Source organism: Kocuria sp. KD4, assembly GCF_011769905.1.
Taxonomy (GTDB): Bacteria; Actinomycetota; Actinomycetes; order Actinomycetales; family Micrococcaceae; genus Kocuria; species Kocuria marina.
In genome coordinates, this window is the sequence record NZ_CP050449.1 from 192,329 (window position 1) to 219,272 (window position 26,944).

Sequence of the window (26,944 nt, forward strand, 5' to 3'; positions counted from 1 at the left end):
CGACGCATTGAAATATTGGTTCAGATGCTCTCCGCAGCCTACGGGCGGGCAATCGTTTCGCACAGTTCCGATGCTCGTTCGGCACCGCCTGCACGGTTCATGGCGCGCGCCACTCTTGTCGCGGCTGCCCGAAAAGTGGGATCCGTTAGCAGTGTGCGAACCATGCGTTTCATGACGCCAGGGGCGGCCTTCCTCGCCTGAAGCCGCAAACCCGCGCCGCTGTTCACCACATTCCCGGCGCCCACCCACTTCTCGGTGGACGACGGCACCGCGAGTACGGGAACTCCGTGCGACAACGCGGCCATCATGCCCCCGTATCCACCATTGGTCACGAACAGGTCGGTATCGGGGAACAACAGGTCTTGCGGCACCCACTCCGCAGCGATGACCGAATCCGGAAGAGGCCCGGCCCGGTGGCGGCCGCCGACCACGATTTGCATCGGCTCGTCCGTAAGGGCCTCAACCGTGCGCCCCACCAGGGAACCTCGATCTCGGCCTAACGTGCCTTCACTCACGTGAATGACGGGGCGACTCGGATCGAGGGCATCCAACCACGCCGGACGAACCTCAGCACCCCGTGTACCTGCCGCGAGATCACCAATGAAGTGCACGTGGGCGGGTAGATCAGGCCGCGGCGGTTCGAGCGCGGGAACGCCTTGAGCGATGACGAGTTGCGGTGACCATGCGCCGTGAAGCCCACGGCGCGTCGTCGGCTCCAGCCCCACCGCCGTTCTCGCCCGGTTGTGAAGCGATCGGAACTGGGCATCGAGCGTGTGCTCCAACAGGGCTCGCAATACGGCATCGCGTGTGCGGCCGACTACGGTGCGCCCCGGCTTGAAGGGGGTTCCCGGAGGGGCGAGGTGCTTGCTGGGCAAACCGAGCGGCGACAACGAAACCGTCGCATACGGAACGCCGCGTAGTTCGTGGAACAACTCCGCGCCGAAACACGTACCTTCCGCGACCACGGCATCGAATGGCATTTTTTCATGCGCGTCGAGCATGTCCTGCGCCTGGCCCGGAGCCGTGCCGAAGAACAGTTCGCGAAAATCCGTGAGCATCGCGGAGGGGCCCGATGCCCTGGCCATGGCGGGGAACGTGGCTTCCGGGTCGGTGTCGTCGAAATCCTGTGCGGCGTAAAAAGGCAGGAATCGTGCCCCCGCGGCCAAGACCGTGGCCTCATATTTCTTGCCGGAGTACACGACTACGTCATGTCCCCGGCGCAGGAGGCCCTTGGCCAACCCCAGCATGGGGAAGAAGTGGCCTGCGAACGGGGTGGTGGCCAGCAGGAACCGGGACATGTGCTCTCCTTGACGGGTGAGGCTGGGCACCATCTTCTCACCGCTCTCGAATGGCCAGGGGAGTACTCGCGCCGCGGCACTACTTCGGGAGATTGTCCTCACACGGCGCTGCACACGCCCTGTCACCCGCGACGGATCGGTGCGAGACTGGGTCTATGTTGGTTGCCTTCTCAGTTTCCCCCAGCGGCGGGGACAACCCGGACGCCTCCGTCCACGACGCGGTGGCCGCGGCGGTGCACGTGGTGCGCGAGTCCGGGCTGCCCAACCGCACGGATTCCATGTTCACCACCATCGAGGGTGAGTGGGACGAGTGCATGGCCGTGGTCAAGGAAGCCACGGCCGCGGTGGCCGATTACGGCCCGCGTGTGTCCCTCGTGCTCAAGGCGGACATCCGCCCGGGGCACACCGGTGAACTCGCGGGCAAGGTGGAGCGCCTCGAGTCCGCCCTGCACACCCACGAGCTCGGTAGGTCCCAGGAGCGGCGCGGGATCACGACCGGTGACAAGTAGCGGCCTCCCCACCCTGTGCGTGTCCAGCGGCGAGCGCGCGGGTGAGCACGAGCGGGCGAGCACGCGGGTGACGTCACACAGGTGAGCAGGAAGAACCGGAAGAAGGGCACGGAAGCGGGTGGCGCGGCGTCGTCGTCGGATGCTCCGGGGCTCGTGGAGCGCACCTGGACCACGGACACCGGGACCGTGGAACTGCAGCGGGATCCTTACGTCCCGGGGGCGTGGTTGCTGCGCGTGAACGGGGTGCCGTCCTCGCACATCGTCCCGGACCGCCCGGACCAGCTCGAGTTCGAGTACATGCGCTGGTTCTCCACCGTGGTCGAGGAGCATGTGAACACGCACCTGAATCCCACCTCGCTGCGGGTCCTGCACCTGGGCGGCGGCGCGTGTTCCATGGCCCGCTACCTCGCGTGGCGCTATCCGCAGGCACGCCAGGTGGTCGTGGAGTTCGACGCCGCTCTCACGCGCCTCGTGCGCGAATGGCTCGATCTGCCCCGCGCACCGCTGCTGCGGATCCGCGCGGGCGAGGCCCGGGAGGTCACGGAGACACTCACGGAGGACTCGCGCGACGTCGTGCTGCGGGACGTCTTCGCGGGGGAGCAGACCCCGGGACACCTGCGCACGGTGGAGTTCACCCGGCACGTGGACCGGGTGCTCTCCCCGGACGGGATCTACGTGCTGAACGTGGGGGACACTCGCAACCTCAAGGGCACGCGCGCGGAGGTCGCCGCGCTGCTCGAGGTCTTCGAGCACGTGGCCGCCGTCGCGGATCCCGCGATGCTCAAGGGCCGCCGCTACGGCAACGTGGTGCTCGCGGCCTCCCACGCCGCGCTTCCAACAGCCGGTTCCGCCGACGCCGCCGCGCTCGCCAAGGAGCTCCTGGGTGGTTCCCTGCCCGCGCAGTACAAGGACACCGCGTGGTGCCGGGAGTTCGCCGGGGACGCCCAGCCGTGGCACGACAAACCCGCGGACCCGGTTCCGGTGCCCCCATCCGGCAGCGCTTCCGAGGGGTGACCCGCCGCGGCACCCGCGGGGGCTGAGCGCGGGAGGGTGGCAGCGGCGTCGTCGTCAGAGGACGGGTAACGTCAGCGCGTCCAGCCCTCGATGACGCCCATGCCGAAGAACAGCAGGAAGGCCAGCGCCACCACGTACATGAGCGGGTGGACGTCCTTGGCGCGGCCCTGCACCAGGCGGATGAAGACGAAGGAGACGAAGCCCGCGCCGATGCCGTTGGCGATCGAGTAGGTGAACGGCATGACCGCGAAGGTCAGGAACGCGGGGACGGAGACGCCCCAGTCGGTCCAGTCGATGTGCACCACGTTGCGGGCCATCAGGAAGCCCACGACCACCATGGCCGGGGCCACGGCCTCGAAGGGCACCACGTTCACGAGCGGGGTCAGGAACATGGCCGCGAGGAACAGCACGCCGGTGACCACGTTGGCCAGGCCGGTGCGGGCGCCCTCGGCGATACCGGTGGAGGACTCCACGAAGATCTGGTTCGAGGACACGGAACCGGTACCGCCGGCCACTGCACCGAGCGCGTCCACGAGCAGCACGCGGTCCACGCGTTCGATCCGCCCGTTCGCGTCCACGAGGCCTGCTTGCTGGGAGAGGCCCACCATGGTGCCCATCGCGTCGAAGAAGATGGACAGCAGGATCGTGAAGATCAACAGGGCGCACGCGATGACACCGAGCTGGCGGAACGCGTCGATGGGCGCGGCCGAACCGAGCAGCGACAGATCCGGCAGCGCGAACAGGCCCTCGGGGTTGGCGGGCACCACGAGGGACCAGCCGTGGGGGTTCTCGGCCGCGGAGCCCGCGGGGGAGAACGCCTCGAGCACGTGCGCCAGGATGGTGGTGAGCACCACGGAGATCAGGATCCCGCCCTTGACGTTGCGCACCACGAACGCCATGGTCAGCAGCAGTCCCACCACGAACGTGAGCGTGGGCCAACCGAACAGCTGACCGCCGTTGCCCAGTTGCACGGGAACCGTGGTGTGCGCGGCGTCAGGGATGCGCCGCACGAAGCCGGCGTTGACGAAACCGATGAGGGCGATGAACAGCCCGATCCCCACCACGATCGCGGTCTTGAGGGAGTCCGGCACGGCATTGAACACGGCGGTGCGGAACCCGGTGAGCACGAGCACCACCATGATCACACCGGCCCAGATGACCAGACCCATGACCTCGGGCCACGTGAGCCCGGGGTTCGTGGCGATCGTCACGGCCAGGAACGCGTTCACGCCCAGGCCCGTGGCCATCCCGAACGGGGACTTGGCCCACACACCCATGAGGATGGTGAGCACGCCGGCCACGAGCGCGGTCATGGCCGCGACGCGCTCGCCGCCCAGGATGTTGCCCGCGCCGTCCTCGCCGTAGCCCAGGACCAGGGGGTTGAGCACCACGATGTAGCTCATGGCGATGAACGTGGCCACGCCACCGCGGATCTCACGGCCCACGGTGGAGCCGCGACGGGTGATCGAGAAGTAGCGGTCCAGTCCGCCTCGTGGTTCGGTCCGGGTGGCTGGCGGAGTGCTTGACGACATGGGGATCCTCACGGACGGCTGGGCAGGGAGCACCGACAACGGCGGGGGTGTTTGTGTAGAAATACTACGTCGACGCCGCTCGCACCCTCCGCAGATGCTCGTTCGTCCGCCCGTGGTTAGGCACTACTGAGTTGATGTCACTACCGTGGAGGCAGTCCCCGCAAGCACGTGAGACACGCGTGCGCGTCGAAAGGAATTCCGTGACAACTTCCAACACCCAACGTCCGCTGCGCGTGGCCGTGATCGGCGCAGGCCCGGCCGGCATCTACGCCGCGGACATGCTCACCAAGACCGAGGCGGTCCGTGAGGGGGAGCTCGAGGTCAGCGTGGATCTGTTCGACCGTTACCCCACCCCGTTCGGGCTCATCCGCTACGGCGTGGCCCCGGACCACCCCCGGATCAAGGGCATCATCACGGCGCTGCGTTCCATCCTGGACCGCGGTGACATCCGGTTCTTCGGCAACGTGGAGTACGGCAAGGACATCACCCTCGGGGAGTTCCTGACCCACTACGACGCCGTGATCTTCGCCACGGGTGCGGTCAACGACGCGCCGCTGCAGATCCCCGGCGCGGACCTGGACGGCTCCTACGGCGCCGCCCGTTTCGTGGCGTGGTACGACGGCCACCCCGACTACCCGCGCACGTGGCCGCTCGAGGCCAAGGAGATCGCGGTGATCGGCAACGGCAACGTGGCCCTGGACGTGGCTCGCGTGCTGTCCAAGCACGCCGAGGACATGCTCGTGACCGAGATCCCGGGCAACGTGTACCAGGGGCTGCGCAAGTCCCCCGTCACGGACGTACACATCTTCGGCCGCCGCGGTCCCGCCCAGATCAAGTTCACGCCGCTCGAGCTACGTGAACTCGCGAAGTCCCGTGACGTGGACATCGTGGTCTACGACGACGACTTCCAGTTCGACGAGGCCTCCGAGAAGGCCATGACCGAGAACAACCAGATCAAGGTCATGATGAAGACGCTGCAGAAGTGGCGCGAGGACGATTCCCCCAAGACGGCGTCCCGTCGCCTGCACCTGCACTTCCTGCAGACCCCGGACGAGATCCTCGGGGACGAGAACGGCAAGGTCCGCGCGATCCGCATGGAACGCACCCGGCTCAACGGGGACGCCTCCGTGACCGGCACGGGCGAGTACACCGAGTTCCCCGTGCAGGCCGTCTACCACGCGATCGGGTACCTGGGCTCGCCCCTGCCCGAGCTGCCGTTCGATCCCGAACGCGGGGTGATCCTCAACGAGGAGGGCCGCGTGATCGAGGCGGACGGTTCCCCGGTTCCCGGCGTGTACGCCACGGGCTGGATCAAGCGCGGCCCCGTGGGCCTGATCGGGGCCACCAAGTCCGACGCCCTCGAGACCGTGAACCACATCATGGAGGACCGCGCGTCCCTCGCGGATCCGGATCACCCGCAGCCCGAGGCCGTGGTGGAACTGCTCGAGGACAAGGGCGTTCAGTACACCACGTGGGACGGCTGGCTCGTGCTGGACGAGTACGAACAGAGCTTGGGCCAGTCCTCCCACGACGCCGAGGGCAACCCCCGCGAGCGCGTCAAGGTCGTGGAGCGGGACGAGATGATCTCGGTCTCGCGCGAGGGTGTCGCCAAGTAGTCACGCGCCCGCGCTCCAGCGGCCCGCACCCGGGTTCATGACACCGGGTGCGGGCCGCTGCCGTTCCCGGGGCCGGGTCGACGACGTCGCACGGGCCGGTGCCGCCGTCGCCATGCCGCACGGGTCGGGTTCACGACGCCGCGCCGGCCGGACCTGGACCCCCGGCACCGCGCGAGTGGGGCGGCCCGAGGGCTCAGACCCCCAGCACCTCCCGGGTGTGTTCACCCAGCAGCACACCGTCCGGGTCGAGCTCTGCACGCAGCGCGAGGAACTCGTCCCAGTGGGGATAGCTCGGCGTGAGGTCCGCGGCGGTACGGGTGTGCAGGGTGGCCCAGTGGGGGCGCCCGCCGTGGGCCACGAAGATCTCCTCCGCCGCGCGGAAGAACGTCTTGTGGGGGCGTTTGCCGTACTGGCGCAGGTTGATCCACCCCGTGTACCGACCGGCCGCGGGAGAGAGGTAGCCCTGCTCCGGCGGGGAGCAGCGCACGATCACGGGGAAGGTGAGTTTGTACCCGTCGCGATCCACGAGTGCCTTCAGCTCCCGGAACGCGGGGACGGTGGCCTCGAGGGGTAGGGCGTACTCGCTGGCCACGTAGTGCACCGGTCGTGAGGCGGTGAAGGCTCGGTAGGAGATGTCCGTGTAGCGCCGGGAACTCACGGCCATGGACCCGATCTTGTTCAACCCGCCCACGGCGCGGGGCATCATGGTGCCCACGCGCCCCAGTCCGGCGGACAGTGAGGTGCGCAGAACGGCATCGTCCGTGCGGCGCAGTGCGCGGGAGATCGGGGAGGCGGGGCTCGTGTAGGTCGTGGAGAGCCGGTGCAGACGGCTCATGACGCGCGTGTGGGCCACGGACGTGCCGGGCATCCACGAGAACTCGAAGTGGTCCGCGCCGGACATCCGTTCCTGCAGTGAGTCCACGAGACCCGCGACGGGTTCGCGGAACTCGGCGCAGTGCAGGCGGAACGCGCTCACGCAGCGCAGCGTGACCGTGAGGACCACGCCCAGCACGCCCAGGTGCACGCGAGCGGCGCGCAGCAGATCTGGGCGGTGGGTCTCGGAGCACTTGATCACGTCCCCGGAGGGCGTGGCGAGGCTGATCCCGATCACCTGGTCCCCCAGGGAGGGCTGTCCGAGCCCCGTGCCGTGGGTCCCCGTGGCGATCGCGCCCGCCACGGTCATGTGGGCGCAGTCCGACAGGTTGGCCAGGGCCAGTCCGTGCTCCTCCAGGATCAGGTTGAGCTGGTGCACCGTGGTGCCCGCGAAGACCGTGACCTGCTGGCGGTCCTCGTCCACGCTCGCGAGTCCTGTGAGCAGGGAGGTGTCCAGGCGGACCCCGTCCGTGGGCACCAGCGGGGACCAACTGTGGCCGGAACCGGAGGGCCGAACGCTCAGCCCCGCGGTCGCGGCTTCCTCGAGCACACGCAGCACCTGGTCCGAGTCCTCGGGGCGCACGGTGGCGCCGGGTCTGCTCCGGAGATTGCCACCCCAGGAATGCCATGCGGCGCTCTTCACCTGCGCCGTCATGGCGGGCGGGTGTGCTGATCCGCGTGTGCTCACGGTTCGTCTCCGTTCCGGGGTCTCGTGGACCCCTGTGCTGGACGGGCCGGTGCCGCAGGCCGTGCGGCCCCCGGGATCGATCCGTCAAGTGTCCCCCCGTCCCCGTGCGTGCCGTGGCGCGCGAGCGGGGCGTCGGTTCCGAACCACACCATCATGTCACCGACCCCGCCCGATCCGCTCCCCGCGTGACTAGGCTGGGGCCAGGAACTGAGGGCGCAGGAGGATCATCATGGACACACGTACTGCCGAGATCGTGGTGGGCGTGGACGGCTCCGAGCAGAGCATGGGCGCCCTGCACTGGGCCGCTCGTGAGGCCCACCGCCGCGGGGCGCCGCTGCACGTGGTGACCGCCTACTCGGTGCCGATGATCGGGGGCTCCACCTTCGACGTCGGCTACGCCGCGTTCGACGACGCCGCCATGAACCGCGCCGTGGAGGACCTCGTGGGCGAGGCACGACGCCGCGTGGCCGAGTTGGACGTGGACGTCCGGTCCACCGTCCAGGCCGGGGACCCCTCCGGTGTGTTGCTCGAACTGAGCGAGGACGCCCAGTTGCTGGTCCTGGGTTCCCGCGGTCGGGGCGGGTTGATCGGCCGCCTGCTGGGTTCGGTGTCCACCGCGGTGCCCGCCCACGCGCACTGCCCCGTGGGCATCATCCCCCTTCAGTGGGGCAGGGAGTACCAACTGCACGAGAACGTGAGCCGCCGTCAGGCGTTCGTGGACGGTGTGACCGTGGGCTCGGATGGTTCCCAACAGGCGAGTTCCGCGATGCTGTGGGCCGCGGAGGAGGCCGAACAGCTCGGGGTGCCGCTGACCGTGGTGTGCGCCGCGCCGTCGGACTCCGGATCCTCCGCGTGGCTGCCCTCGCCCGTGGACTTCGACAACCTGCGCGGGGAGATCCAGGCCGCGATCGACGCCGGCGTGCGGTGGCTGCGCGGGCACTTCCCGAACCTGGACATTACCGGCGAGCTCGTGGACGGATCCCCCATCCACGTCCTTGTGGAACGTTCGGCCCAGAACCAACTGGTGGTCACGGGGACCCGCGGTCGCGGCGGATTCGCGGGCATGCTGTTGGGCTCCACGTCCCAGGGGGTGCTGCACAACAGTGCCGGGCCGGCCATGATTGTGCCGTGCATCCGGGACCCGCGACTCTCGGACAGACCGGACGTCGCGATCTGAATCGACGCGGCGCCGCTGCTCGGTGCCGACGCCTGGTGTCGAACGCGATGTGCCCCATCGGGGTGCCGCCCCCCGGGGTGCCATCCCCGCCGTTCCGCGGCGTGCGCGGGCCCGGCGGGACACCGCGCGGGTTTGTGCAACCGAGCCGTTTGCCTCTAAGCTACTCACGGTCCATCGTCCGATATTGCCGCTGGTGATGCTCGGACGGCGTTCTGGCCCCCATCGTCTAGCGGCCTAGGACACCGCCCTTTCACGGCGGCGGCACGGGTTCGAATCCCGTTGGGGGTACGTTTTCCCGTGCGAGGTACCGCGGGGGGAGCGATTTGCACAGTGAGTCGTTCGTCCTGGTAGGATATTCACTCGTTGGAAACAATCAAGGCCCTGTAGCGCAGTTGGTTAGCGCGCCGCCCTGTCACGGCGGAGGTCGCGGGTTCAAGTCCCGTCAGGGTCGCTCAAGCGGCGATGAAAAGGAAACTTTTCGCGCCGTTGCGGCATATCACCGGAGGTTCCCTCCGGGAACGTGCCTGGCTCTGTAGCTCAGTTGGTAGAGCGTACGACTGAAAATCGTAAGGTCACCGGATCGACGCCGGTCGGAGCCACTGAACCCCCGCGTGGCTTCTACACGCGGGGGTTTCTTCATGTCTTCCCGCTTCTCGGAGCGGCCCGACGTTCGCCGGGCGGATCCCTCGAAGTAGCTCGGCATGGGCCGGGCGGTATCTTCGACTAGCACTGCTGCGGGTTGGTGGCGTGGTGGTGGCGTGCACCCGACCTCCAGGGTGCGCCGAGGTTGGGACCCTAGCGTGGAGAGAGCCGTTCGCGGACGCTGCGGAAGGACTGCGCGGTTCCGCTGCATCGGTCCAGCAGCCCTGGGCCAGCGAGCGCAGCGGGTTCCGACGGCGCGGACGGCCGTAAGAGGCGTCGTCGGCGCAGCGGGACCCGACGCCGGATCGGACGGACCCGGGTGGCCGGATCGGAAGGATCAGCTGTGAATCACCAAGTGCGCGCACTGCTGGCGGGGGCCGGTCTCATCGTGCTCCTCACGGCGTGTGGCGCGCGGCAGGGCCAGACCACCATGATCGAACTCTCACCCATCACGCCGTCCGCGAGCGCCGCGCCCCGCGCGCCGTCCGCGAGCCCCGCGGACACCCAGACGTGCTTCGACGTGGCCGAGGTCTACAGCGGGCTGGAGCTGCTGCCCCTCACCGATCGCAGCGAGGACGAGGACGCGAACGAGGACACCCTGGAACAGGCCTTTGAGTCCGTCAGCCGGCTCCGTGGGAAGCTCCCCGCCGAGGTGCGTCCGGCGTTCGACGACGTCCGGGACATCCTCGACGACGCCGGCGCCACCCTCCAGCCCTCGGAGGCCGTGCGGATCCACCGGGCGTTGGAGCCGGCCGAGTCGTGGTTGCGGGCTAATTGCGCGAGCACACCGCGCCACTGATCCCGAGGTCCGTTCCGAGATCCGTTTTGCCATTCGCCCCGGGCTTCGCCCTTTAGACGGGGGTCAGCCTCGGCGCGGGGATCACGTCAGGCGCAGCCAGACCGCGCTGTCCACGCTCAACCGGTCATTGACCACGGCGTTCTGGCCACTTGCCAGAAGCAGCTCACCGCGGGAGAGCTCGTCGAAACCGATCTCGCTCTCTCCGAGGTTCGCGGCCACCAGCACGGTCTCGCCGGTGCCGCACGACATGGTGTAGGCGAGGACGTCCTGGTCACCCTCGCTCAGAGGATGCCACGCGAACTCGGCCGTGCCCAGTTCCAGGTCGTGCCGGAGTTCCAGAGCCCGGCGGTACAGGTTGAGCGTGGACTGCGGGTCACCCAGTTGGTGGTCCACCGTGATCCCAGCGAAGGACTCGGGCTGCGGCAACCACGGATCCGGACCGAAACCCAGCCCGTCACCCACGGGAGCCCACGGCAGGGGGACGCGAGCGCCGTCGCGCCCCAGCTCCGAACCCGCGGTGCGATGGAAGGTGGGGTCCTGCCGCGCGGCATCCGGCAACTCGGTGTGCTCCGGCAGACCGAGCTCGTCGCCCTGGTAGATGTACGCGGAACCTGGGAGGGAGAGCTCCACGAGGGCGGCGGCGCGCGCCCGGCGCAGCCCCTGACCGGCGTGTGGTTGCTCGTCCTGCGCGCCGATCCCGTTGGGGTAGGCCGTGCGGGAGCTCAACCCGTAGCGCGAGGCGTGGCGGACCGTGTCGTGATTGGAGAGCACCCACGTGGACGGCGCGCCCACGGCCGCATTGGCGCGCAGGGAGATCTCGATGGTGTCCCGCATGCGGTCGCGATGCCACCCGGCCACCAGGAAGTCGAAGTTGAAGGCCTGCTGCGCCTCGTCCGGGCGCACATAGCGAGCCAGGCGCTCGGCGGGACCCACCCATGCCTCCACCACGAGCATGCGATCACCGGGGTACTCCTGAAGCACCGTGTGCCAGTCCCGGTAGATCTCGTGCACCCCGTCCTGGTCGAAGTAGGGGCCGGTGTCCATGGTCTTGCTGGGGCCGTCGGGCTCGTCCTGGGCGCCCTGGGCATCCGTGCCCTCGACCATGTGGACCTGCTCGTCCCAATCCGGCAGGCCCGGGGCCTTGATCATGCCGTGGGCCACGTCCACCCGGAAACCGTCCGCCCCGCGGTCCAGCCAGAACCGCAGGATCGCCCGGAACTCCTCCCACACCTCCGGGTTCTCCCAGTTGAGGTCTGGTTGGGAAGAATCGAACAGGTGCAGATACCACTGCCCGTCCGGCACCCGGGTCCACGCCCGGCCCCCGAACAAGGACTTCCAATTGTTGGGCGGCTCCTCGCCGTTCTCGCCCCTGCCCTCGCGGAACATGTAGCGGTCCCGCTCCGGGGAGCCCGGCTCGGAGGTCAGGGCGGCCCGGAACCACTCGTGGTCCTCGGACGTGTGATTGGGTACCAGGTCCACGATGATCTTCAGGCCCAACCGGTGCGCTTCCTCCCGCATCCGGTCGAAGTCCTCGAGCGAACCGAAGCGCGGATCCACGGTGCGGTAGTCCGCGACGTCGTACCCGGCGTCGTGCTGCGGGGAGAGGTAGAACGGGGAGAGCCACACCGCGTCCACGCCCAGGTGCTTGAGGTACGGCAGCTTCTGGGTGACCCCGCCCAGGTCCCCCATGCCGTCCCCATTGGAGTCCTTGAAGGAGCGGGGATACACCTGGTAGATGACGGCGTCGCGCCACCATTCAGTGCCGGTCGCGGTACGGGCGCTGGTGTCGCTGGCGCTGGCAGTGGAGACCGAGGCGGTCTGATCGGACCGGGCGGAGGGAGCCGTGGCGCGGTGGTCGGAGTGCGTTGAGGGGTCGGAAGTCACGGGATCCAGGCTACCCATCTCCCACGGGGGCCTCGCAGCCACCGCGCCCCCATCGCCGAACGTCCCCTCGCTTTTACTTAGCAAAAGCAGCTCAGCGCCCGAAAATCTGCTTTAACTGAGTAAAAGCGCAAGGATGGGTTGGCGCGGATGCGTCGGACGACGGCCCGCCGCCCCCCCCCGCCTCAGTTCGCCTGCTGCAAGTGGGCCAACGGGGCCCAGCGCATGAAGATCCGGCGTAGCGCCGCGGTGGCCGCCGCCAGATCCCCTTCGCGCAGCAGTTCCACGGCGTCCGCCATGTCCCGAGGGCTCTCGTCCGGCTGGAGCCGATCCGCGATGGACCCGTAGTCCAGGCTCACCACGGAGGCAGCGCTGAACGCGCCCAGCCACCGCCCCAGGCGGGTGAGGTCCTGCGCGAACGCCGCAGCCTGGCGCGCCTCGTCCGGGAGGTCGTGCTCGTCAGCGCCCCCCGAGGCTTGCTGAGCGGCGTCCTCCACGGTCTGGGCGGCCTGGATCACCCGGCGCGCGGCGGTGTCCGCGGGGGCGATGAGTCGGTGCACCTCGTGCCCGGAGTGGTAGGAGGTCACGTGGTCCTCTGGGGCGAAGGCCGCGAACCACGCGAGCGGGACCACGTACGCGGACTCACGGGTGTACACGGGGTCGAACGTCTCGCGGGACGTGGCCTTCGCAGCGTCGCTGACCTGCTTCTCCGGAACGAGTAGCGGCAGCAACTGGGCGCTGTCGTCGTTCTCCGCGGCCGTGAACAGGCGAAGGGATCGACGCAGCCGTTGCGTGGGGTGGAAGACCGGGAAGTCGCCGGTGGGTCCGGGCAGGCGCCGTGAACCGGCGGGTGCGGTGGAGAACGGCATGGTCCACAGCGGCTCGCGTGCGGGCGGGAGCAACGGCTGGGAGGTGTCGGACAGTCGGGCCAGTTGCTCCGAAAGTTCGTGCACGCCCGCGGTAAAGGGGTCCAGGGCGCGGGGGATGCCGGGTGCGTAGGCGGCGTCGAGATCCTGCTGGGGCACGTAGATCCGCAGCGCGAAGCGCATGGGCGGGCCCGTGATGCTGCGGTAGGCGCTGCCCACGTTGATCAGGGGCATGGCTCAGTCGATCTCGATGACGACCGGGGCGTGGTCGGACGCGCCCTTGCCCTTGCGCTCCTCGCGATCGATCCACGCGTCCTGCACACGGGCCGCGAGCGCGGGGGAGCACAGCTGGAAGTCGATGCGCATGCCTTCCTTCTTGGGGAAGCGCAGCTGCGTGTAGTCCCAGTACGTGTACACGCCCGGCCCGGGGTGGCGCTCGCGGACCACGTCCTGGAACCCGGCGTCCTCGATGAACGCGTTGAAGGCCGCGCGCTCGGGTTCGCTCACATGGGTGTACCCGCCGTCGCGGAAGAGCTGGATGTCCCACACGTCCTCGTCACGCGGGGCCACGTTCCAGTCACCCACAAGTGCGATCTGGGCCTGCGGGTCCTCCTGCAGCCACTGTTCGGCGTGGCCCTCCAGGACGCGCAGCCACTCGAGCTTGTACGGCATGTGGGGGTCCTCCAGGCCGCGACCGTTGGGCACGTAGAGGGACCAGATCCGCACGCCGTCGCACGTGGCGGCGATCGCGCGCGCCTCCTGGGCGGGTTCCTGGCCGGGTTTGCCGAACGTGGGCTGACCGGGGAACGTGCGCTCCACGTCCTTGAGCCCCACGCGGGACGCGATGGCGACGCCGTTCCACTGATTCACGCCGAAATGCGCCACTTCGTAGCCCGCGAACTCGAACAGCTCCCATGGGAAGTTCTCGTCCTTGGCCTTGGTCTCCTGGATGGCCAGGACATCCACGTCCGAGCGGTCGAGCCACGCCTCGATGCGGTCGGCGCGGGCGCGGATGGAGTTCACGTTCCACGTGGCGATTCTCATGGGGTCCACCGTAGCGAGCCGCGGCCCACGCTGGGAAACCGCGGGCGGACGACGGACCGGGTTCTGTGTGGCGGCGTCGCCCACGAGGTCGTCCTTCCACGAGGGCTTATGGGACGGGGTGGATTGCCATTCGGCGGATTCCCGCCGCGTAACACCTCAGTGCCCCTGGTCGCGGGACGGGCGGTGTGAATTCCCAGGGCCGGTCCGGTCATGATCCGGGACGCGCCATGTGACGCCGCAGTAGTGTGAGGTCATGGACGCAAGGCGGGCGCTAGCCGAGATCAGAGAACGCCGTATCCTCCTGAAAGCGGCCGGTGCGGGTGCTGGTGCCCTGCTGGGGGCGCAGGCCGTGGTGATCGCCTCGCTCGCCGGGCTCGACTGGTGGAAGCATCACGGGCGTCAGCAGCGTGACGCCCCGCACCCCGGGACGTTCAACGCGCACGTGCAGGACTCGGACATCACCATCTACACGTCGGGTGAGTCGGTGTACGAGGACATGCTCGAGGCCATCGACAACGCCCAGCACTCCATCCACATGGAGACGTTCATCTGGAAGAACGACGAGACGGGTCAGCGCTTCCTGGACGCGTTCAACCGGGCCGCGGATCGGGGCGTGGAGGTGTTCATCATCTACGACGGGTTCGCGAACCTCGTGATCCCGTCCTCCTTCTACGACTTCTCGGACCGGGTCCACGTGTACCGGATGCCGGTGGTGCGCCGCCCGTTCTGGAAGGGGCCCCTGCGGTTCTCGGGCTTCAACCATTCCAAGATCCTGGTGGTGGACGACAACATCGGTTTCGTGGGGGGCTACAACTTCGGTTCTCTCTATTCCCGGCAGTGGCGGGACACGCATATCCGGGAGATCGGGCCTGCGGTATGGGGGTTACGCAGCTCCATCGCGAGCGTGTGGAACGAGGACCGGGACCCGGAACACGCCATCGACTGGGTGGCGCCCAAGAATTGGGACCCGGAGGTGCGGGTCTCCGCGAACCTGCCCATCCAGCTCGTGTACCCCATCCGCGAGATGTACATGAACGCGATCAACAGGGCGCAGCACCACATCTGGGTGAACACGCCCTACTTCATCCCCGACCAGCAGATCCTGGACTGCCTCCTGGACGCGGCCGCTCGCGGGGTGGATGTGCGGATCATGGTCCCCAAGGACTCCAACCACATCCTGGCGGACTGGGTGTCCCGCGGGTTCTACGGCCAGTTGTTGGAGGGTGGGGTCACCATCTTGCTGTATGCCGCCTGCATGATCCACGCCAAGACCGCCACGATCGACGGCGAGTGGTCCACCGTGGGCACCGCCAACATCGACCGGCTCTCCCTCTCGTTCAACTACGAGACCAACGTGGAGATCGTGGACCCGGATTTCGCGGCCGAGATGGAGAAGGTCTTCCTCGCCGATAGCGAGCACTGTGAGGAGCTGTCCTCGCCCCGATGGCGCGATCGCCACCCCATGGCCCGGGTCGCCGAGACGATCCTGGTACCGCTGCGCCCGTTCCTCTGACCGGACCCTCCCGATCGACGACGCCGCTGACGCCACCGACGATGCCGCCCCGCCCACCGTGCGGGGCGGCGTCGTCGTCCTGTGGCGGGGTTGCGCCGCGGAGCCTCAACCCCGCGTGAGGTGACCCCTCAGGGTGGTGGCGGTGTACGCGGTGCGGAACAGGCCGCGGCGCTGGAGTTCGGGGACCACGAGGTCCACGAAGTCGTCCAGGGAGTCCGGCTGGACGGGCGGCATGAGGTTGAAGCCGTCCGCGCCACCGTTGTCGAACCATTCCTGCATTCGATCCGCGATGGACTCCGGGGTGCCCACCATCGTGCAGTGACCCCCGCCGGCGGCGAGGCGGCCGAGCAACTGGCGGACCGTGGGGCGCTCGGCCTCGATGATCCGCAGGATGGTGCCGTAGCGGCCCTGCGGGCCGGTGAACTCCTCCAGGGGCGGCAGCGTGGGCACGGGCGCATCTAGGTCCCACTGCGCGCAGTCCTGCTCCACGAACGTGGAGAGCTGTGCGAGCGACTGCTCCACAGGGAGCAAACGGTCCACGCTGGCCTGCTTCTCGAGGGCCTCTTCGTGCGTGCGGCCCACGTACGTGATCAGACCGGGCATCACGATCACGGAACCGGGATCACGCCCGGCGCGGGCCACTTCGGCCTTCACCGCCGCGTAGTACTCCTGCGCGGCGGGCAGATCGTAGGCCACGGCGTAGATCCCCTCTGCAAAGTCGGCCGCGAGTGCCTTGCCGGGCCCGGAGGCACCCGCTTGGAAGAGGACCGGTTCCCCCTGGGGGGAGGGCGGAACCGTGAGGGGCCCATCCACCAGGAAGTGGCGGCCCTCGTGGTGCAGGCGGTGCAGCTTGGAGGGCTCAGCCCACCGGCCCTCCGGGTCTGCGGTGACGGCGTCCTCGTCCCAGCTGGCCCACAGGGCGCGAGCCACCTCCACGAACTCGCGGGCACGCTCGTAGCGCTCATCCTTGGTCGGCATGGCCCGGTAGCCGTGGTTGCGGGCCTCGGAGTCCCACATGGAGGTCACCACGTTCCACCCCGCTCGCCCGCCCGAGATGTGGTCTAAGGACGCGAGCATCCTGGCCGCGTGGAACGGGGTGAAGAACGTGGTGGACACCGTGCACACCAGGCCGACGCGCTCGGTGGCCCGCGCCATCGCGGACAGCGCTGTCAGGGGTTCCAGGCTCCAGTGGGGCCCGCCGGAGACGTCACCCACGCTGTGCCCGTCCGCGAAGAACACCGCATCGAACAGACCGCGTTCGGCAGTCCGCGCGAGCTCCTCGTAGTAGGCGATGTCCGTGAGGCGGTGCACCGAGGAGTTCGGGGCACGCCACGCGGCCTGGTGGTGGCCGGCGCTGTAGAGGAACGCGTTGAGGTGGAGGCGGCGGGCCGGTGCGGTCGTGGGCGACGACGCCGCAGCGGCCGTCCCGAGCGTCGGCTCAGCTTCGGGGGTGGTTGCCGACGCCGCACCCCCGGCAGGTGCCCTTCGCGCGGGGCCGGGCCGGGCGGCGTCGTCGTGCGGAGAGGGGGCGGCCATGTCAGTCCATCACCAGCCCGCCGTCGACCACCAGGTTCTGGCCGGTGACCCCGCGGGACCAGTCCGAGGCGAAGAACAGGGCGGTGTCCGCGAACTCCTCGGGGGTGGTCACGCGGCCCAGGGGAGTGCCGGCGGCAATGAAGTCGAAGACCTCGTCCGGGGTGGCGGCGCTCGCGTCCGTGGTTCGCAGCAGGCCGCCGGAGATCATGTTGACGGTGATGCCCTGCGGGCCGAGGTCTTTGGCGGCGGTGCGGGTGAGGGCGAGCAGGGCGGCCTTCGCGGCGGTGTAGTCGTGGTAGGGGACCACGGGGTTCTGGAAGAGGTTGGTGCCGATGTTGATGATGCGCCCCTCACCGGCCTCCACCATGCCCGGGGTGACCGCCTGCATCACGTTGAGGGCACCCACCACGGCGCCCTGGAACTGCTGCGTGAGGTTCTCGGCGGTCAGGTGCTCCAGGGTGGGGCGGGCATCGCCGTTGAAGCTGAAGTCCACCAGGGCGTTGTTCACCGCCACCGTGATCGGCGCGCCGAAGTGTTCCCGGGCCCGGGAGACCATGTCCCGCACCTGCTGCGCGTCGGTCACGTCCGCCTGGACCGCGAGTGCCCGGTCCTCCCCGAGTTCGCTGACCAGCGCACGGGCCCGCTCATCGCTGGAGTGGTAGTTCACGACGACGCGCGCGCCCTCCCGCGCGAACGCCCGGCTGAGGTGCTCCCCGAGCCCGCGGGCTCCGCCGGTGACCAGGACGATGGTGTTCTCGATCCGCATGCTCACTCCTGTGGCTCACGGCGAAGAAAGCGGTGCGCCACCTGCGCGGTGCCACCGTGACATCCCTTCGCCAGTACTAACTGGACAGGTTCGACGGGTGTCATCTCAGCCGCTGCGGTCCTCTGTCTGCCCGCCCGGTGGGCGGGGAGGGTGGCGGCACCCCGTGTCACTGGTGGTCAGTGTAGACGGAGCCGCTCAGCCTCGTGGCAGCCGCCCCGCGTGCGCCGCCCTAAAGCGCCCTGCTACCCTTGCTGGCTGGTGTGCCGGGAAGTCTGGTCGGCGGTAATGAGCGTGATGCCCGTCGACACTGGAGTGATCCATGCCCCCGCACCACAGCACCACCCCTGCCCACGTTGAGCCCGGAACCCCGGGAACCGTGGTGCAGGCAGAACCCTCCGGCTTCGTCTCGGAGCCCGGTTTCTTCAACCATCCTGAGCCCCCGTGCGAGCCCAACCACCCCTCGGGCGGCCTCTTCTCCCGCCTCCAGGACGTCCTGCGCCGCGAGACCGTGGCCGGCATCCTCCTGGTGGTCGCCGCCGTCCTCGCCATCGTCTGGGCCAACTCGCCCTTCGTGGAGAGCTACTTCGCCCTCCGGGACCTGAAGGTCGGCTACGAGCCGTGGCACCTGGACCTCAGCCTGGGGACGTGGGCCGCGGACGGGCTACTCGCCGTGTTCTTCTTCCTCGTGGGCCTGGAGCTCAAGCGCGAGTTCGTCGCGGGTGATCTGCGGGACCTCGGGAAGGCGGCGGTGCCGATCGCGGCGGCCGTGGGCGGCGTCGTCGTCCCCGCGCTGATCTACGCGGCGGTCAACGCGACGAACCCCGAGACCCTGGGCGGCTGGGCGATCCCCACCGCCACCGACATCGCGTTTGCGGTGGCGGTGCTCGCGATCGTCGGCTCGCACGTGCCCAGCGCGCTCCGCCTGTTCCTGCTGACGCTCGCGGTGGTGGACGACCTGCTGGCCATCACGATCATCGCGATCTTCTACACCGACGAGGTGCACGTGCTCCCGCTGCTGCTCGCGCTCGTCCCGCTGGCCGTGTTCGGGCTGCTCGCACACCGCTTCCCCCGCTTCTTCGCGCACCGCACGTGGGCCGCCTGGGCGATCCTGGTGCCGCTGGCCGTGATCACGTGGGCCCTGGTCCACGAGGCGGGGATCCACGCCACGGTCGCGGGCGTGCTGCTCGGTTTCGCCGTCCCCGTCCTCGCGGGGAAGGCCTCCGGGGAGCCCGTGGAGCTCGCCGAGCACCTGGAGCACCGCGTCCGGCCCCTGTCCGCCGGGTTCGCGGTGCCGGTCTTCGCGTTCTTCTCCACGGGCGTCGCGGTGGGCGGCTGGGACGGATTGACGACGGCGCTCGCCGCCCCCGTCACGCTCGGCATCATCGCGGGCCTCGTCCTGGGCAAGCCGCTGGGCGTCATCGGTGCCACCTGGCTCACCACCACCCTCACCGGACAGAAGCTGGACCCCTCCTACCGGTGGATCGACCTGGTGGGCATCGCGCTGCTGGCGGGCATCGGGTTCACGGTGTCCCTGCTGATCTCGGAGCTCAGTTTCGACCCGTCCGCGGCCGCCGGGGACCAGGCCAAGGTGGCCGTGCTGACCGCCTCGGTGCTCGCGGCGGTGCTGGCGGGTGGGTTGCTCGCGGTCCGCAACCGCCACTATCTACGCCATCAAAGCAGGCGAAGTTACAAAGCGCGCCTCAAGCGTGTTGGCGCGTAAAATTGCAAGGTGACGTTGTTAATCAACAGCAAGCAGGAATACATCCGGTTTCCGTTTCATATTTCTAGGGCGGTAAGTCCCTCATTAACAGTAATAAAGCTCCATAGTCAGCCACTCCATCCCGCCTTTCTTGAGGCTGGAATCGCACGAGGCGGCAGTGAAGGCATATAAGTGCACAACAAAAACGAGTTATACGAGAAAGTCCCCCGGCTAGGGTGGTTCGATGATGACCTACCTGAAGAAATTACCCCCTCGACTGCGGCAGTTCTCATGGACACGGGGCGCAGGATTGAACTGCAAACCCCATGGTTGATAACAGCAGATGAGAAATATGACCAGATTGAAAACTGGTTCATGTCGAGCGAAGGCTTCGATGAGCAGGCGAGCGATGAGCCGGATAGCCACCCCCTGCCCGCCGAGATTCTGTTCAACGATGAAGTGGGTTCCATTCTTCTTCATGGATTCGAAAATGCAATGGTTGATTCAGAATAACGGAGCAAAAAAAGTAAAATTATGGTAGAGCTAGGAGGCTATGTTTCGCGGGGGGCGTGTGATTAGTTCCGCCACCACTCATCCGCCGGGGTCACCGGCACGGTGCGCTTGTGGCGGGAGCGCAGGAAGATCTGCTCCAGCTTCTCCGCCACCTGCACGGGGACGTCCTTGCCCTCCAGATAGTCGTCGATGTCCTCGTACGTGAGGCCCAGCTCGTCCTCGTCCGTGCGGCCGGGGATGTCGTTGAGCAGGTCCGCGGTGGGGACCTTCCCGACCAGCTGCTCCGAGGCTCCCAGGTACTCCAGCAGCTGCCGGTTCTGCCGCTTGTTCAGCCCGGCCAGCGGCAGGAGGTCCGCGCCGCCGTCCCCGAACTTGGTGAAGAACCCGGTGATGGACTCCGCCGCGTGGTCCGTGCCGATCACCAGCAGGTTGTGGTCCCCGCCCACCGCGTACTGCGCGGTCATGCGCACGCGGGCCTTGGTGTTGCCGCGCGTGAAGTCGCTGAGCTGCCCGCCGGTCGCGGCGGCGTAGGCGGTCTCGAACCCGTCCACGGCCGGAGCGACGTCGTACGTGATCACCCGGTCCGGCTCGATGAAGGCGAGCGCGGCCTGGGCGTCGTCCTCGTCCTGCTGGGCGCGGTAGGGCAGGCGCATGGCCACGAACTCCGCGGGGATCTCGTCCTCGCGCAGCTTCTCCACGGCCAGCTGTGCGAGCCGCCCCGCGAGCGTGGAGTCCACGCCGCCGCTGATGCCCAGCACGAAGCCCCTGGTGTGCGTCGCCCGGAGGTAGTCGCACAGGAAGTCGACGCGCCGCGCCGCCTCCTGCTCCGGGTCGATCTGCGGGGCCACCCCGAGTTCGGCGATGATCTGTGCCTGCAATTCACGCATGCCGCCATGCTAGCGACCGCATGTTTCGGGCACGTGACGTTTCCCACCGCGACTGACGACGCCGCCGCCACGCCCCCCGGGGCCGCCCGCCCGTGTGAGGTGGGGCACGGTGCCGTCGTGAGATGCTGGACACATGAGCGAAAACAGCTACGAAACCATCCTGGTCCGCCGCGAGGGACGCGTGGGCGTGATCATGCTGAACCGCCCCAAGGCGCTGAACGCGCTGAACATGCAGGCCATGAACGACGTCCTCGCCGCGGCCACCGAGCTGGACCGTGATGCTGAGATCGGCGCGATCGTGCTCACCGGTTCCGAGAAGGCCTTTGCCGCCGGTGCGGACATCAAGGAGATGGGCTCCAAGACCGGTTCGGACATGTACCGCGAGGACTTCTTCTCCGAGTGGGACACCTTCGCCCGGCTGCGCACCCCGAAGATCGCGGCGGTGGCCGGCTACGCGCTCGGCGGCGGCTGCGAGCTCGCCATGATGTGCGACCTCATCATTGCCGCGGACACCGCCAAGTTCGGCCAGCCGGAGATCACACTGGGTGTCATTCCGGGCATGGGCGGCACGCAGCGCATGACGCGCGCGGTGGGCAAGGCCAAGGCCATGGATCTGATCCTCACCGGCCGCCAGATGGACGCCGAGGAGGCCGAGCGCTCCGGGCTGGTTTCGCGCGTGGTTCCCGCCGACTCCCTCATGGACACCGCGCTTGAGGTGGCCGGGAAAATCGCGAGCATGTCCAAGCCGGTGGCCCAGCACGCCGTGGAGGCGGTCAACACCGCGTACGAGACCACCCTGGCCACCGGTCTGCAGTACGAGCGCCGCGTGTTCCACGGCCTGTTCTCCACCGCGGACCAGAAGGAGGGCATGGCGGCCTTCACGGAGAAGCGGAAGCCCAACTTCTCCCACGAGTGAGCCCGAGACCGAGCGGCGCAGGGTCTGACCCCGGAGGGGTCGCTGCAGGATGACCGCTCCACGGGACGCCGGACCGCTCGGTGGTGAGCCGGTGGCGGAACTGCTCCACCACGCGGAACGTGCTGACGGGCACGCGCAGGACGGCGCCGTTCCCCGCAAGGTGGGGAGCGGCGTCGTCATCGCCGCGCCCCAGGATCAAGTGCAGACATTGCCCGCTGGGGGCGGAAAAGTGGCAGTAGCTGCATTGAATTCTCAAACGGGGCGAGGGTGAGGGTTCCGCTTCTGCGGAGTAATCCCCGGGAATGGCCCGTATCTGCGGATAGTATGAGCCCATGACCTTCCTCCGTGTGGCCCAGGCCGCTACTTTCATGGGTGTCAGCGACGACACCGTCCGGCGCTGGATCGAACAGGGCGCTCTCACCGGACAGAAGAACTCCGTGGGGCACACCGTGGTGGACGGAGCGGAGCTCGCCGAGCTCGCCCGCCGCAACGCCGTGAGCCCCGAGGATCCCGCGCGCGTGAGCAGTTCCGCCCGCAACCGGCTGGTGGGGCTGGTGACCGCCGTGAAGTCGGACCCCGTGATGTCCCAGGTGGAGCTGCAGTGCGGTCCCCACCGGATCGTGTCGCTGATGAGCACGGAGGCGGTGGAGGATCTCGGACTCGAACCGGGGTCCGTGGCCACGGCCGTGGTGAAGTCCACCGCGGTCATCGTGGAGACGGAGGGGCGCAAGTGATGGCGAACGGGCACGAGAGCATTCCGGGGGCCGCTGCCTGCGGCGCCGCCCGCCCGGGCCAGCGCCGCCTCACGACCCTCCTCACCGCGGTGGGCCTGGGCGCCCTGCTGCTCACCGGGTGCGGTGGGCAGAGCGGGGGAGGGGATGCCTCGGCGTCGTCGTCGCAGGGCGGGGGCGGGGAGAAGACCCTGCGGGTGTCCGCGGCGGCGTCCCTGACCACGTCCTTCGACCAGCTCTCCGACGAGTTCGAGAAGGGCCACCCCGGCGTGACCGTGGACGTGAACTACGGCGGGTCCTCGGGACTCGTGCAGCAGCTCATCGAGGGAGCGGCGGCGGACGTGTTCGCCTCCGCGGACCAGAAGAACATGAAGAAGCTCATGGACGCGGACCTCGCCCAGGGGGATCCGAAGATCTTCGCGACCAACGTGCTGACCCTCGTGGTGCCCAGGGACAATCCGGCAGGCATCGAGAGCTTCCAGGACGTGGTGGACAAGGACGTCAAACTGGTCACGTGCGCCCCGGAGGTGCCGTGCGGTGCGGCCACCAAGAAGGTGGAGAAGGCGGACGGTGTGGAGCTCAAGCCCGTGAGCCAGGAGAACGCCGTGACGGACGTGCTCGGCAAGGTCACGTCCGGTCAGGCGGACGCCGGGATCGTGTACGTCACGGACGCGAAGTCCGCCGGTGACAAGGTCACGAGCATCGACATCCCCAAAACGGACGAGGCGGTCAACAACTACCCCGTCGTCGCGCTGAAGAAGTCCGAGCAGCCGCAGCTCGCCACCGAGTTCGTGGACCTGGTCACGGGCGAGCGCGGCCAGGAAGTCCTGAAGGACGCGGGCTTCGGCGCACCGTGATCCGCGGCTTCACCGCGACCCCGCGCTGGGTGGTGCTGCCGGCGGCGGTGGGGGCGCTGCTGATCCTGCTGCCGCTGGTGGGCATCCTGCTGCGCATCGACTGGGCGCACCTGGGGGCGCTGCTCACCAGTGAGTCCTCCGTGGCCGCGCTCGGGCTGAGTCTGCGCACCGCGCTCGCGTCCACGGCCTTGTGCCTGGTGCTGGGGTGCCCGTTGGCCCTGGTCCTGGCCCGTTCCACGGCCCGCGCGGTGCGACTGCTGCGGTCCCTGGTGCTCCTGCCGCTCGTGCTCCCACCGGTGGTGGGCGGCATCGCCCTGCTGTACACCTTCGGGCGCACGGGTTTCCTGGGCCGTTCCCTGGCATCCGCGGGCGTGGACATCGCGTTCACCACGGTCGCGGTGGTGCTGGCCCAGACCTTCGTGGCGCTGCCGTTCCTGGTCGTGTCCCTGGAGGGGGCGCTGCGCACCGCGGGCACCCGCTACGAGCAGGTGGCCGCCGGGCTCGGTGCCTCACCCACGCGCACCCTCTTCCGGGTGACCCTGCCGCTCGCGGCGCCCGCTGTCCTCTCCGGGGCGGCGCTGTCCTTCGCGCGCTGCCTGGGCGAGTTCGGGGCGACCCTCACGTTCGCGGGCAGCCTCGAGGGCATCACCCGTACCCTCCCACTCGAGATCTACCTGCAGCGCGAGACCGACCCCGACGCCGCCGTGGCCCTCTCCCTGCTCCTCGTCCTCGTCGCGCTGCTGGTGGTCAGCGTCAGCGCGCCCGCACGACGACGCCGCGGCGCCGGCTTCCGCACCAACCTCGCCCGGTGGGCTAGCAGGGACGGCGCGGCTGAACCGCCGGAGCAGGAAGAGGCAGCCGGGGCCCGGGGACGTGAGGGTGGCTCCGCGGAGCAGACCGGTGCGGAGCCCCCGCGAGGCTTCGAGACGCCGGATGGGTGCGACTCGGCGCCGGGGACCACCAGCACCGCGGATGCGCTCCGGGTGTCCGTGGTGCACGAGCAGCGGCGGGTGGTCGCGGAGTTCACGGTGGAGCCGGGAACCACGGTGGCGCTGCTCGGACCCAACGGTGTGGGCAAGTCCACGGTGCTCGGGACGATCGCCGGGCTGCTGCCCCCGGACCGCGGAGCGGTGCACGTGGGCGAGCACTGCGTGGTCGGCACGGGGCCGGGGGAGCGGCCCGTGTGGGTCCCGGCGCACCGCCGCGGGGTGGCCCTCATGGCCCAGGAGCCGCTGCTGTTCCCCCACCTGAGCGTGCAGGACAACGTGGCGTTCGGTCCCAGGGCGAGGGGTGCGGGGAAGGCTGACGGGCGGCGTCGTGCGCGGCGGTGGCTGCGCGAGGTGGGCGCCGGGGAGTTCGCGGACCGGCGCCCGGACGAGCTCTCCGGCGGTCAGGCCCAGCGCGTGGCCATTGCCCGCGTGCTGGCGGCGGACCCGCGCGTGATCCTGCTGGACGAGCCCATGAGCGCCCTGGACGTGGCCGCCCGGCCACGGATGCGCAGTGTGCTGCAGCGGATCCTGGCCGGGCGGACGGCGGTGGTGATCACCCACGACGAGGCGGACGTGACCGAGCTGGCGGACCGGGTGGTGCGGCTGGAACGGCCGGTATCCGGCACGGATCGCTGAGCGACCAGCGCGAACCGGCCCTCACCCCGGAGGGGCGGGACCGGTTCGTGGCAAAGCGGGCCGTGGGGCTACTTCACCTCGCGCGTGAGCACCCGCCAGATCCCGATCAGCAGGGGCAGGCCGATCCACAGCAGCGCGGAGGTTCCCAGCTGGGCCCACTGCTCCCCCGTGAGATCCAGACCCTCGGTGAGCGGGGTAGCGGCCGCGTTCACGTTCACCCATGCCCCGAGGTCCCGGATGGCGGGTACGAATGCCGCCACCGCGGAGAACAGCACGGGCAGGACGAAGTAGGCCACGATCGCCATGGGCACGGACAGCAGGGCGAGCCCGAAGGCCACACCCTGCAGCACCGCGATCAGCTGCGTCAGCCACACCCCGACGAGCTGGCCCCAGTCCGGATCCGGGTTCAGGGACTGGCCGGTCACCGCGGCAAGGATCAGGAACGCCGCGATGGCCAGGACCCAGGCCAGCGCCACCGCGATGGTGCCCAGCACCACTGCCGAGAGCAGCTTGGCGAGAACCACGCGGAGTCTGCGGGGCTCCTGCGTGAAGGTGATCAGGGCCGTGCGCTGGCTCCACTCGTTGCACGCGGTGATGATGCCGAGCACGGGGAGCAGCAGGCCCTGCGGAGTGGTGGTCACGGAGAGCAGCGCGGACAGGGGTGCGCCGGAGTCCCGGAAAGCCCACATGAACAGTCCCAGGGCCAGCGCGGTGAGCACGCCGATGGCAATCAGCAGACCGCGCCCGGCGCGCGTGTCCACCTGCTTGCGCAGCTCCACGCGCAGCAGGGTGAGGAACGAGAGCCCGCGACCCGTCGGTTCGGTGTGGCCCCAGGGGGCCGTGGTGGTGGTTGCGGTGCTCATGCGGTGGGCTCCTCTCGGGTGGGCGTGTCCTGGGGCGATGACGGCTGTGCGGGTGATGCATCCGGCGCGGTCGCCCCGGACGCCGCGGCGTCACGGGAGGACGTGGTGACGCCCCGATCGCCCCGGGCGGTGTCGGCGGTGAGCTGCAGGAACATGTCCTCCAGGCGGGTGCCGTCCGCGGGGCGCAGCAGGGTCAGGGGCACGCCGGCGTCGAGGGCCACCCGACCCACGCGGGCGGCGTCGGCCTCGATGTCCGCGGCCCCGTCCGCGCGCCCCGCGACGGGGATCCCGGCGGCGCTCAGGGCGTCGGCGAAGGCGGCGCGGTCCTCGGCGTCGGCCACGCACCCCGGGCGGGTGGCGAGGAGGTCCTTCATGCCGCCCTGCGCGACGATCCGGCCGCCGCCGATCATCACGAGGTCGTCCGCGATGAGCTCCACCTCGTGCAGCAGGTGCGAGCTGAGCAGCACCGTGCCGCCCTGGTCCGCGAAGTCCCGCAGCAGTCCGCGCATCCAGTGGATGCCCGCCGGGTCCAGGCCGTTGGCGGGCTCGTCCAGGACCAGCACCTGCGGGCGGCCCATGAGCGCTCCGGCCAGACCGAGGCGCTGGCGCATGCCCAGGGAGTAGTTCTTCACGCGGCGGCGCGCCTCCGAGCGTTCGAGCCCCACGAGGTCCAGCATCTCGTCCACGCGGGCCCTGCCCATCCCCGTGATCGTGGCCGCCAGCTGCAGGACCTCCCGGCCGGTGCGCCCGGGGTGCTGCGCCGCGGCGTCGAGCATCACACCCACGTGACGGCTGGGATTCGGCAGCTCGGAGTAGCGGCGGCCGAGCACCGTCGCAGCACCGGAAGTGGCCGGCGTGAGGCCGGTGAGCATCCGCAGCGCCGTGGACTTCCCGGCGCCGTTCGGGCCCAGGAAGCCGGTGACCCGGCCGGGTTGGGCGACGAAGGAGATGTCGTCCACCGCGGTGAACCCGCCGTAGCGCTTGGTCAGGTGCTCGATCTGAATCATGCCTCCATCCTGACGGCCGGACGGGGCGGGACGGCGGAGGTGGGGGGATGCGGGCGAGTCCCGCGGGGCCGTGCGACAGGCAGGAGGTGCCT

At 69.3% G+C, this 26,944-nt stretch carries 23 protein-coding genes, 3 tRNA genes and 1 riboswitch; of the genes, 15 read left to right on the top strand and 11 right to left on the bottom strand.

Annotated elements, in window-relative coordinates; translation table 11 throughout:
- Window positions 1-38: 38 nt before the first annotated feature.
- Window positions 39-1,298: a glycosyltransferase gene (locus tag HBK84_RS00840; RefSeq protein ID WP_167317951.1), complete on the bottom strand. Its 1,260-nt coding sequence runs from the start codon at window positions 1,296-1,298 to the stop codon at window positions 39-41.
- A gap of 155 nt (window positions 1,299-1,453) precedes the next feature.
- Here HBK84_RS00840 and HBK84_RS00845 point away from each other — a divergent pair, with 155 nt between their 5' ends.
- Together HBK84_RS00845 and HBK84_RS00850 are read left to right on the top strand one after the other, a co-directional pair.
- Complete coding sequence (locus HBK84_RS00845) at window positions 1,454-1,807, top strand: thiamine-binding protein (protein WP_064846451.1); 354 nt, start codon at window positions 1,454-1,456, stop codon at window positions 1,805-1,807.
- An 81-nt stretch (window positions 1,808-1,888) separates the two neighbouring features.
- A complete protein-coding gene (locus HBK84_RS00850; protein WP_167317952.1) occupies window positions 1,889-2,821 on the top strand; it encodes a spermidine synthase in 933 nt (310 codons plus the stop codon).
- 71 nt (window positions 2,822-2,892) lie between these two features.
- Here the strand turns inward: HBK84_RS00850 and HBK84_RS00855 are convergent, their stop codons facing one another.
- A complete protein-coding gene (locus HBK84_RS00855; protein WP_172644394.1) occupies window positions 2,893-4,353 on the bottom strand; it encodes an NCS2 family permease in 1,461 nt (486 codons plus the stop codon).
- Window positions 4,354-4,487: 134 nt separating this feature from the next.
- Between HBK84_RS00855 and HBK84_RS00860 the strand changes: the two genes are divergently transcribed.
- The gene (locus HBK84_RS00860) at window positions 4,488-5,969 is read left to right on the top strand and encodes an FAD-dependent oxidoreductase (RefSeq protein WP_370520556.1); all 1,482 of its coding nucleotides are present in this window, start codon (window positions 4,488-4,490) and stop codon (window positions 5,967-5,969) included.
- Window positions 5,970-6,162: 193 nt separating this feature from the next.
- On the opposite strand, the gene HBK84_RS00865 is transcribed toward HBK84_RS00860, so the two are convergent.
- Window positions 6,163-7,497 carry a D-arabinono-1,4-lactone oxidase gene (locus HBK84_RS00865; protein WP_167317954.1) on the bottom strand — a complete coding sequence of 445 codons (1,335 nt, stop codon included), beginning with the start codon at window positions 7,495-7,497 and terminating at the stop codon, window positions 6,163-6,165.
- Window positions 7,498-7,759: 262 nt separating this feature from the next.
- On the opposite strand from HBK84_RS00865, the gene HBK84_RS00870 reads away from it, so the two are divergent.
- From HBK84_RS00870 to HBK84_RS00890, 5 genes are all read left to right on the top strand, one after another.
- On the top strand, window positions 7,760-8,707 hold the full coding sequence (locus tag HBK84_RS00870; RefSeq protein ID WP_167317955.1) for a universal stress protein: 948 nt from the start codon (window positions 7,760-7,762) through the stop codon (window positions 8,705-8,707).
- Window positions 8,708-8,922: 215 nt separating this feature from the next.
- Window positions 8,923-8,995, top strand: a tRNA-Glu gene (locus HBK84_RS00875).
- A gap of 89 nt (window positions 8,996-9,084) precedes the next feature.
- Window positions 9,085-9,158 (top strand) — tRNA-Asp (locus HBK84_RS00880).
- A gap of 75 nt (window positions 9,159-9,233) precedes the next feature.
- Window positions 9,234-9,306: transfer RNA gene (locus HBK84_RS00885), tRNA-Phe, on the top strand.
- A gap of 386 nt (window positions 9,307-9,692) precedes the next feature.
- On the top strand, window positions 9,693-10,148 hold the full coding sequence (locus tag HBK84_RS00890; RefSeq protein WP_167317956.1) for a hypothetical protein: 456 nt from the start codon (window positions 9,693-9,695) through the stop codon (window positions 10,146-10,148).
- An 81-nt stretch (window positions 10,149-10,229) separates the two neighbouring features.
- On the opposite strand, the gene HBK84_RS00895 is transcribed toward HBK84_RS00890, so the two are convergent.
- From HBK84_RS00895 to HBK84_RS00905, 3 genes are all read right to left on the bottom strand, one after another.
- On the bottom strand, window positions 10,230-12,032 hold the full coding sequence (locus HBK84_RS00895) for a glycoside hydrolase family 13 protein (protein ID WP_370520557.1): 1,803 nt from the start codon (window positions 12,030-12,032) through the stop codon (window positions 10,230-10,232).
- Window positions 12,033-12,214: 182 nt separating this feature from the next.
- Window positions 12,215-13,129 carry a hypothetical protein gene (locus HBK84_RS00900; RefSeq protein ID WP_064846459.1) on the bottom strand — a complete coding sequence of 305 codons (915 nt, stop codon included), beginning with the start codon at window positions 13,127-13,129 and terminating at the stop codon, window positions 12,215-12,217.
- A gap of 3 nt (window positions 13,130-13,132) precedes the next feature.
- Entirely contained in the window at window positions 13,133-13,939 is an 807-nt protein-coding gene (locus HBK84_RS00905) for an exodeoxyribonuclease III (protein ID WP_064846570.1), read from the bottom strand.
- A 253-nt stretch (window positions 13,940-14,192) separates the two neighbouring features.
- On the opposite strand from HBK84_RS00905, the gene HBK84_RS00910 reads away from it, so the two are divergent.
- The gene (locus tag HBK84_RS00910; protein ID WP_131332153.1) at window positions 14,193-15,452 is read left to right on the top strand and encodes a phosphatidylserine/phosphatidylglycerophosphate/cardiolipin synthase family protein; all 1,260 of its coding nucleotides are present in this window, start codon (window positions 14,193-14,195) and stop codon (window positions 15,450-15,452) included.
- 105 nt (window positions 15,453-15,557) lie between these two features.
- Here the strand turns inward: HBK84_RS00910 and HBK84_RS00915 are convergent, their stop codons facing one another.
- Together HBK84_RS00915 and HBK84_RS00920 are read right to left on the bottom strand one after the other, a co-directional pair.
- Window positions 15,558-16,988 (bottom strand): LLM class flavin-dependent oxidoreductase, encoded by a 1,431-nt coding sequence (locus HBK84_RS00915; RefSeq protein WP_167317957.1) that lies wholly within the window; start codon window positions 16,986-16,988, stop codon window positions 15,558-15,560.
- A gap of 1 nt (window position 16,989) precedes the next feature.
- Window positions 16,990-17,754, bottom strand: coding sequence for a 3-oxoacyl-ACP reductase (locus HBK84_RS00920; RefSeq protein ID WP_167317958.1), 765 nt, complete (start codon window positions 17,752-17,754; stop codon window positions 16,990-16,992).
- 45 nt (window positions 17,755-17,799) lie between these two features.
- A riboswitch (TPP riboswitch) is annotated at window positions 17,800-17,928 on the bottom strand.
- 145 nt (window positions 17,929-18,073) lie between these two features.
- On the opposite strand from HBK84_RS00920, the gene nhaA reads away from it, so the two are divergent.
- The gene (gene nhaA, locus HBK84_RS00925; RefSeq protein ID WP_240919041.1) at window positions 18,074-19,474 is read left to right on the top strand and encodes a Na+/H+ antiporter NhaA; all 1,401 of its coding nucleotides are present in this window, start codon (window positions 18,074-18,076) and stop codon (window positions 19,472-19,474) included.
- A gap of 171 nt (window positions 19,475-19,645) precedes the next feature.
- A complete protein-coding gene (locus HBK84_RS00930; RefSeq protein WP_167317959.1) occupies window positions 19,646-19,966 on the top strand; it encodes a hypothetical protein in 321 nt (106 codons plus the stop codon).
- A 62-nt stretch (window positions 19,967-20,028) separates the two neighbouring features.
- On the opposite strand, the gene nadE is transcribed toward HBK84_RS00930, so the two are convergent.
- The gene (nadE, locus tag HBK84_RS00935; RefSeq protein WP_167317960.1) at window positions 20,029-20,853 is read right to left on the bottom strand and encodes an ammonia-dependent NAD(+) synthetase; all 825 of its coding nucleotides are present in this window, start codon (window positions 20,851-20,853) and stop codon (window positions 20,029-20,031) included.
- A gap of 133 nt (window positions 20,854-20,986) precedes the next feature.
- Here nadE and HBK84_RS00940 point away from each other — a divergent pair, with 133 nt between their 5' ends.
- From HBK84_RS00940 to HBK84_RS13085, 4 genes are all read left to right on the top strand, one after another.
- Window positions 20,987-21,769 carry an enoyl-CoA hydratase gene (locus tag HBK84_RS00940; protein WP_167317961.1) on the top strand — a complete coding sequence of 261 codons (783 nt, stop codon included), beginning with the start codon at window positions 20,987-20,989 and terminating at the stop codon, window positions 21,767-21,769.
- A gap of 332 nt (window positions 21,770-22,101) precedes the next feature.
- Complete coding sequence (locus HBK84_RS00945; RefSeq protein WP_131332160.1) at window positions 22,102-22,503, top strand: molybdopterin-binding protein; 402 nt, start codon at window positions 22,102-22,104, stop codon at window positions 22,501-22,503.
- On the top strand, window positions 22,503-23,357 hold the full coding sequence (modA, locus tag HBK84_RS00950) for a molybdate ABC transporter substrate-binding protein (RefSeq protein ID WP_131332161.1): 855 nt from the start codon (window positions 22,503-22,505) through the stop codon (window positions 23,355-23,357). Before HBK84_RS00945 ends, modA begins: the two co-directional genes overlap by 1 nt.
- Entirely contained in the window at window positions 23,354-24,982 is a 1,629-nt protein-coding gene (locus HBK84_RS13085) for an ABC transporter permease (protein ID WP_167317962.1), read from the top strand. The genes modA and HBK84_RS13085 overlap by 4 nt, the downstream gene beginning before the upstream one ends.
- A 68-nt stretch (window positions 24,983-25,050) precedes the next feature.
- Here the strand turns inward: HBK84_RS13085 and HBK84_RS00960 are convergent, their stop codons facing one another.
- Window positions 25,051-25,845: a hypothetical protein gene (locus HBK84_RS00960; protein WP_110920864.1), complete on the bottom strand. Its 795-nt coding sequence runs from the start codon at window positions 25,843-25,845 to the stop codon at window positions 25,051-25,053.
- Complete coding sequence (locus HBK84_RS00965) at window positions 25,842-26,852, bottom strand: ABC transporter ATP-binding protein (protein WP_131332163.1); 1,011 nt, start codon at window positions 26,850-26,852, stop codon at window positions 25,842-25,844. Before HBK84_RS00965 ends, HBK84_RS00960 begins: the two co-directional genes overlap by 4 nt.
- Window positions 26,853-26,944: the final 92 nt, after the last annotated feature.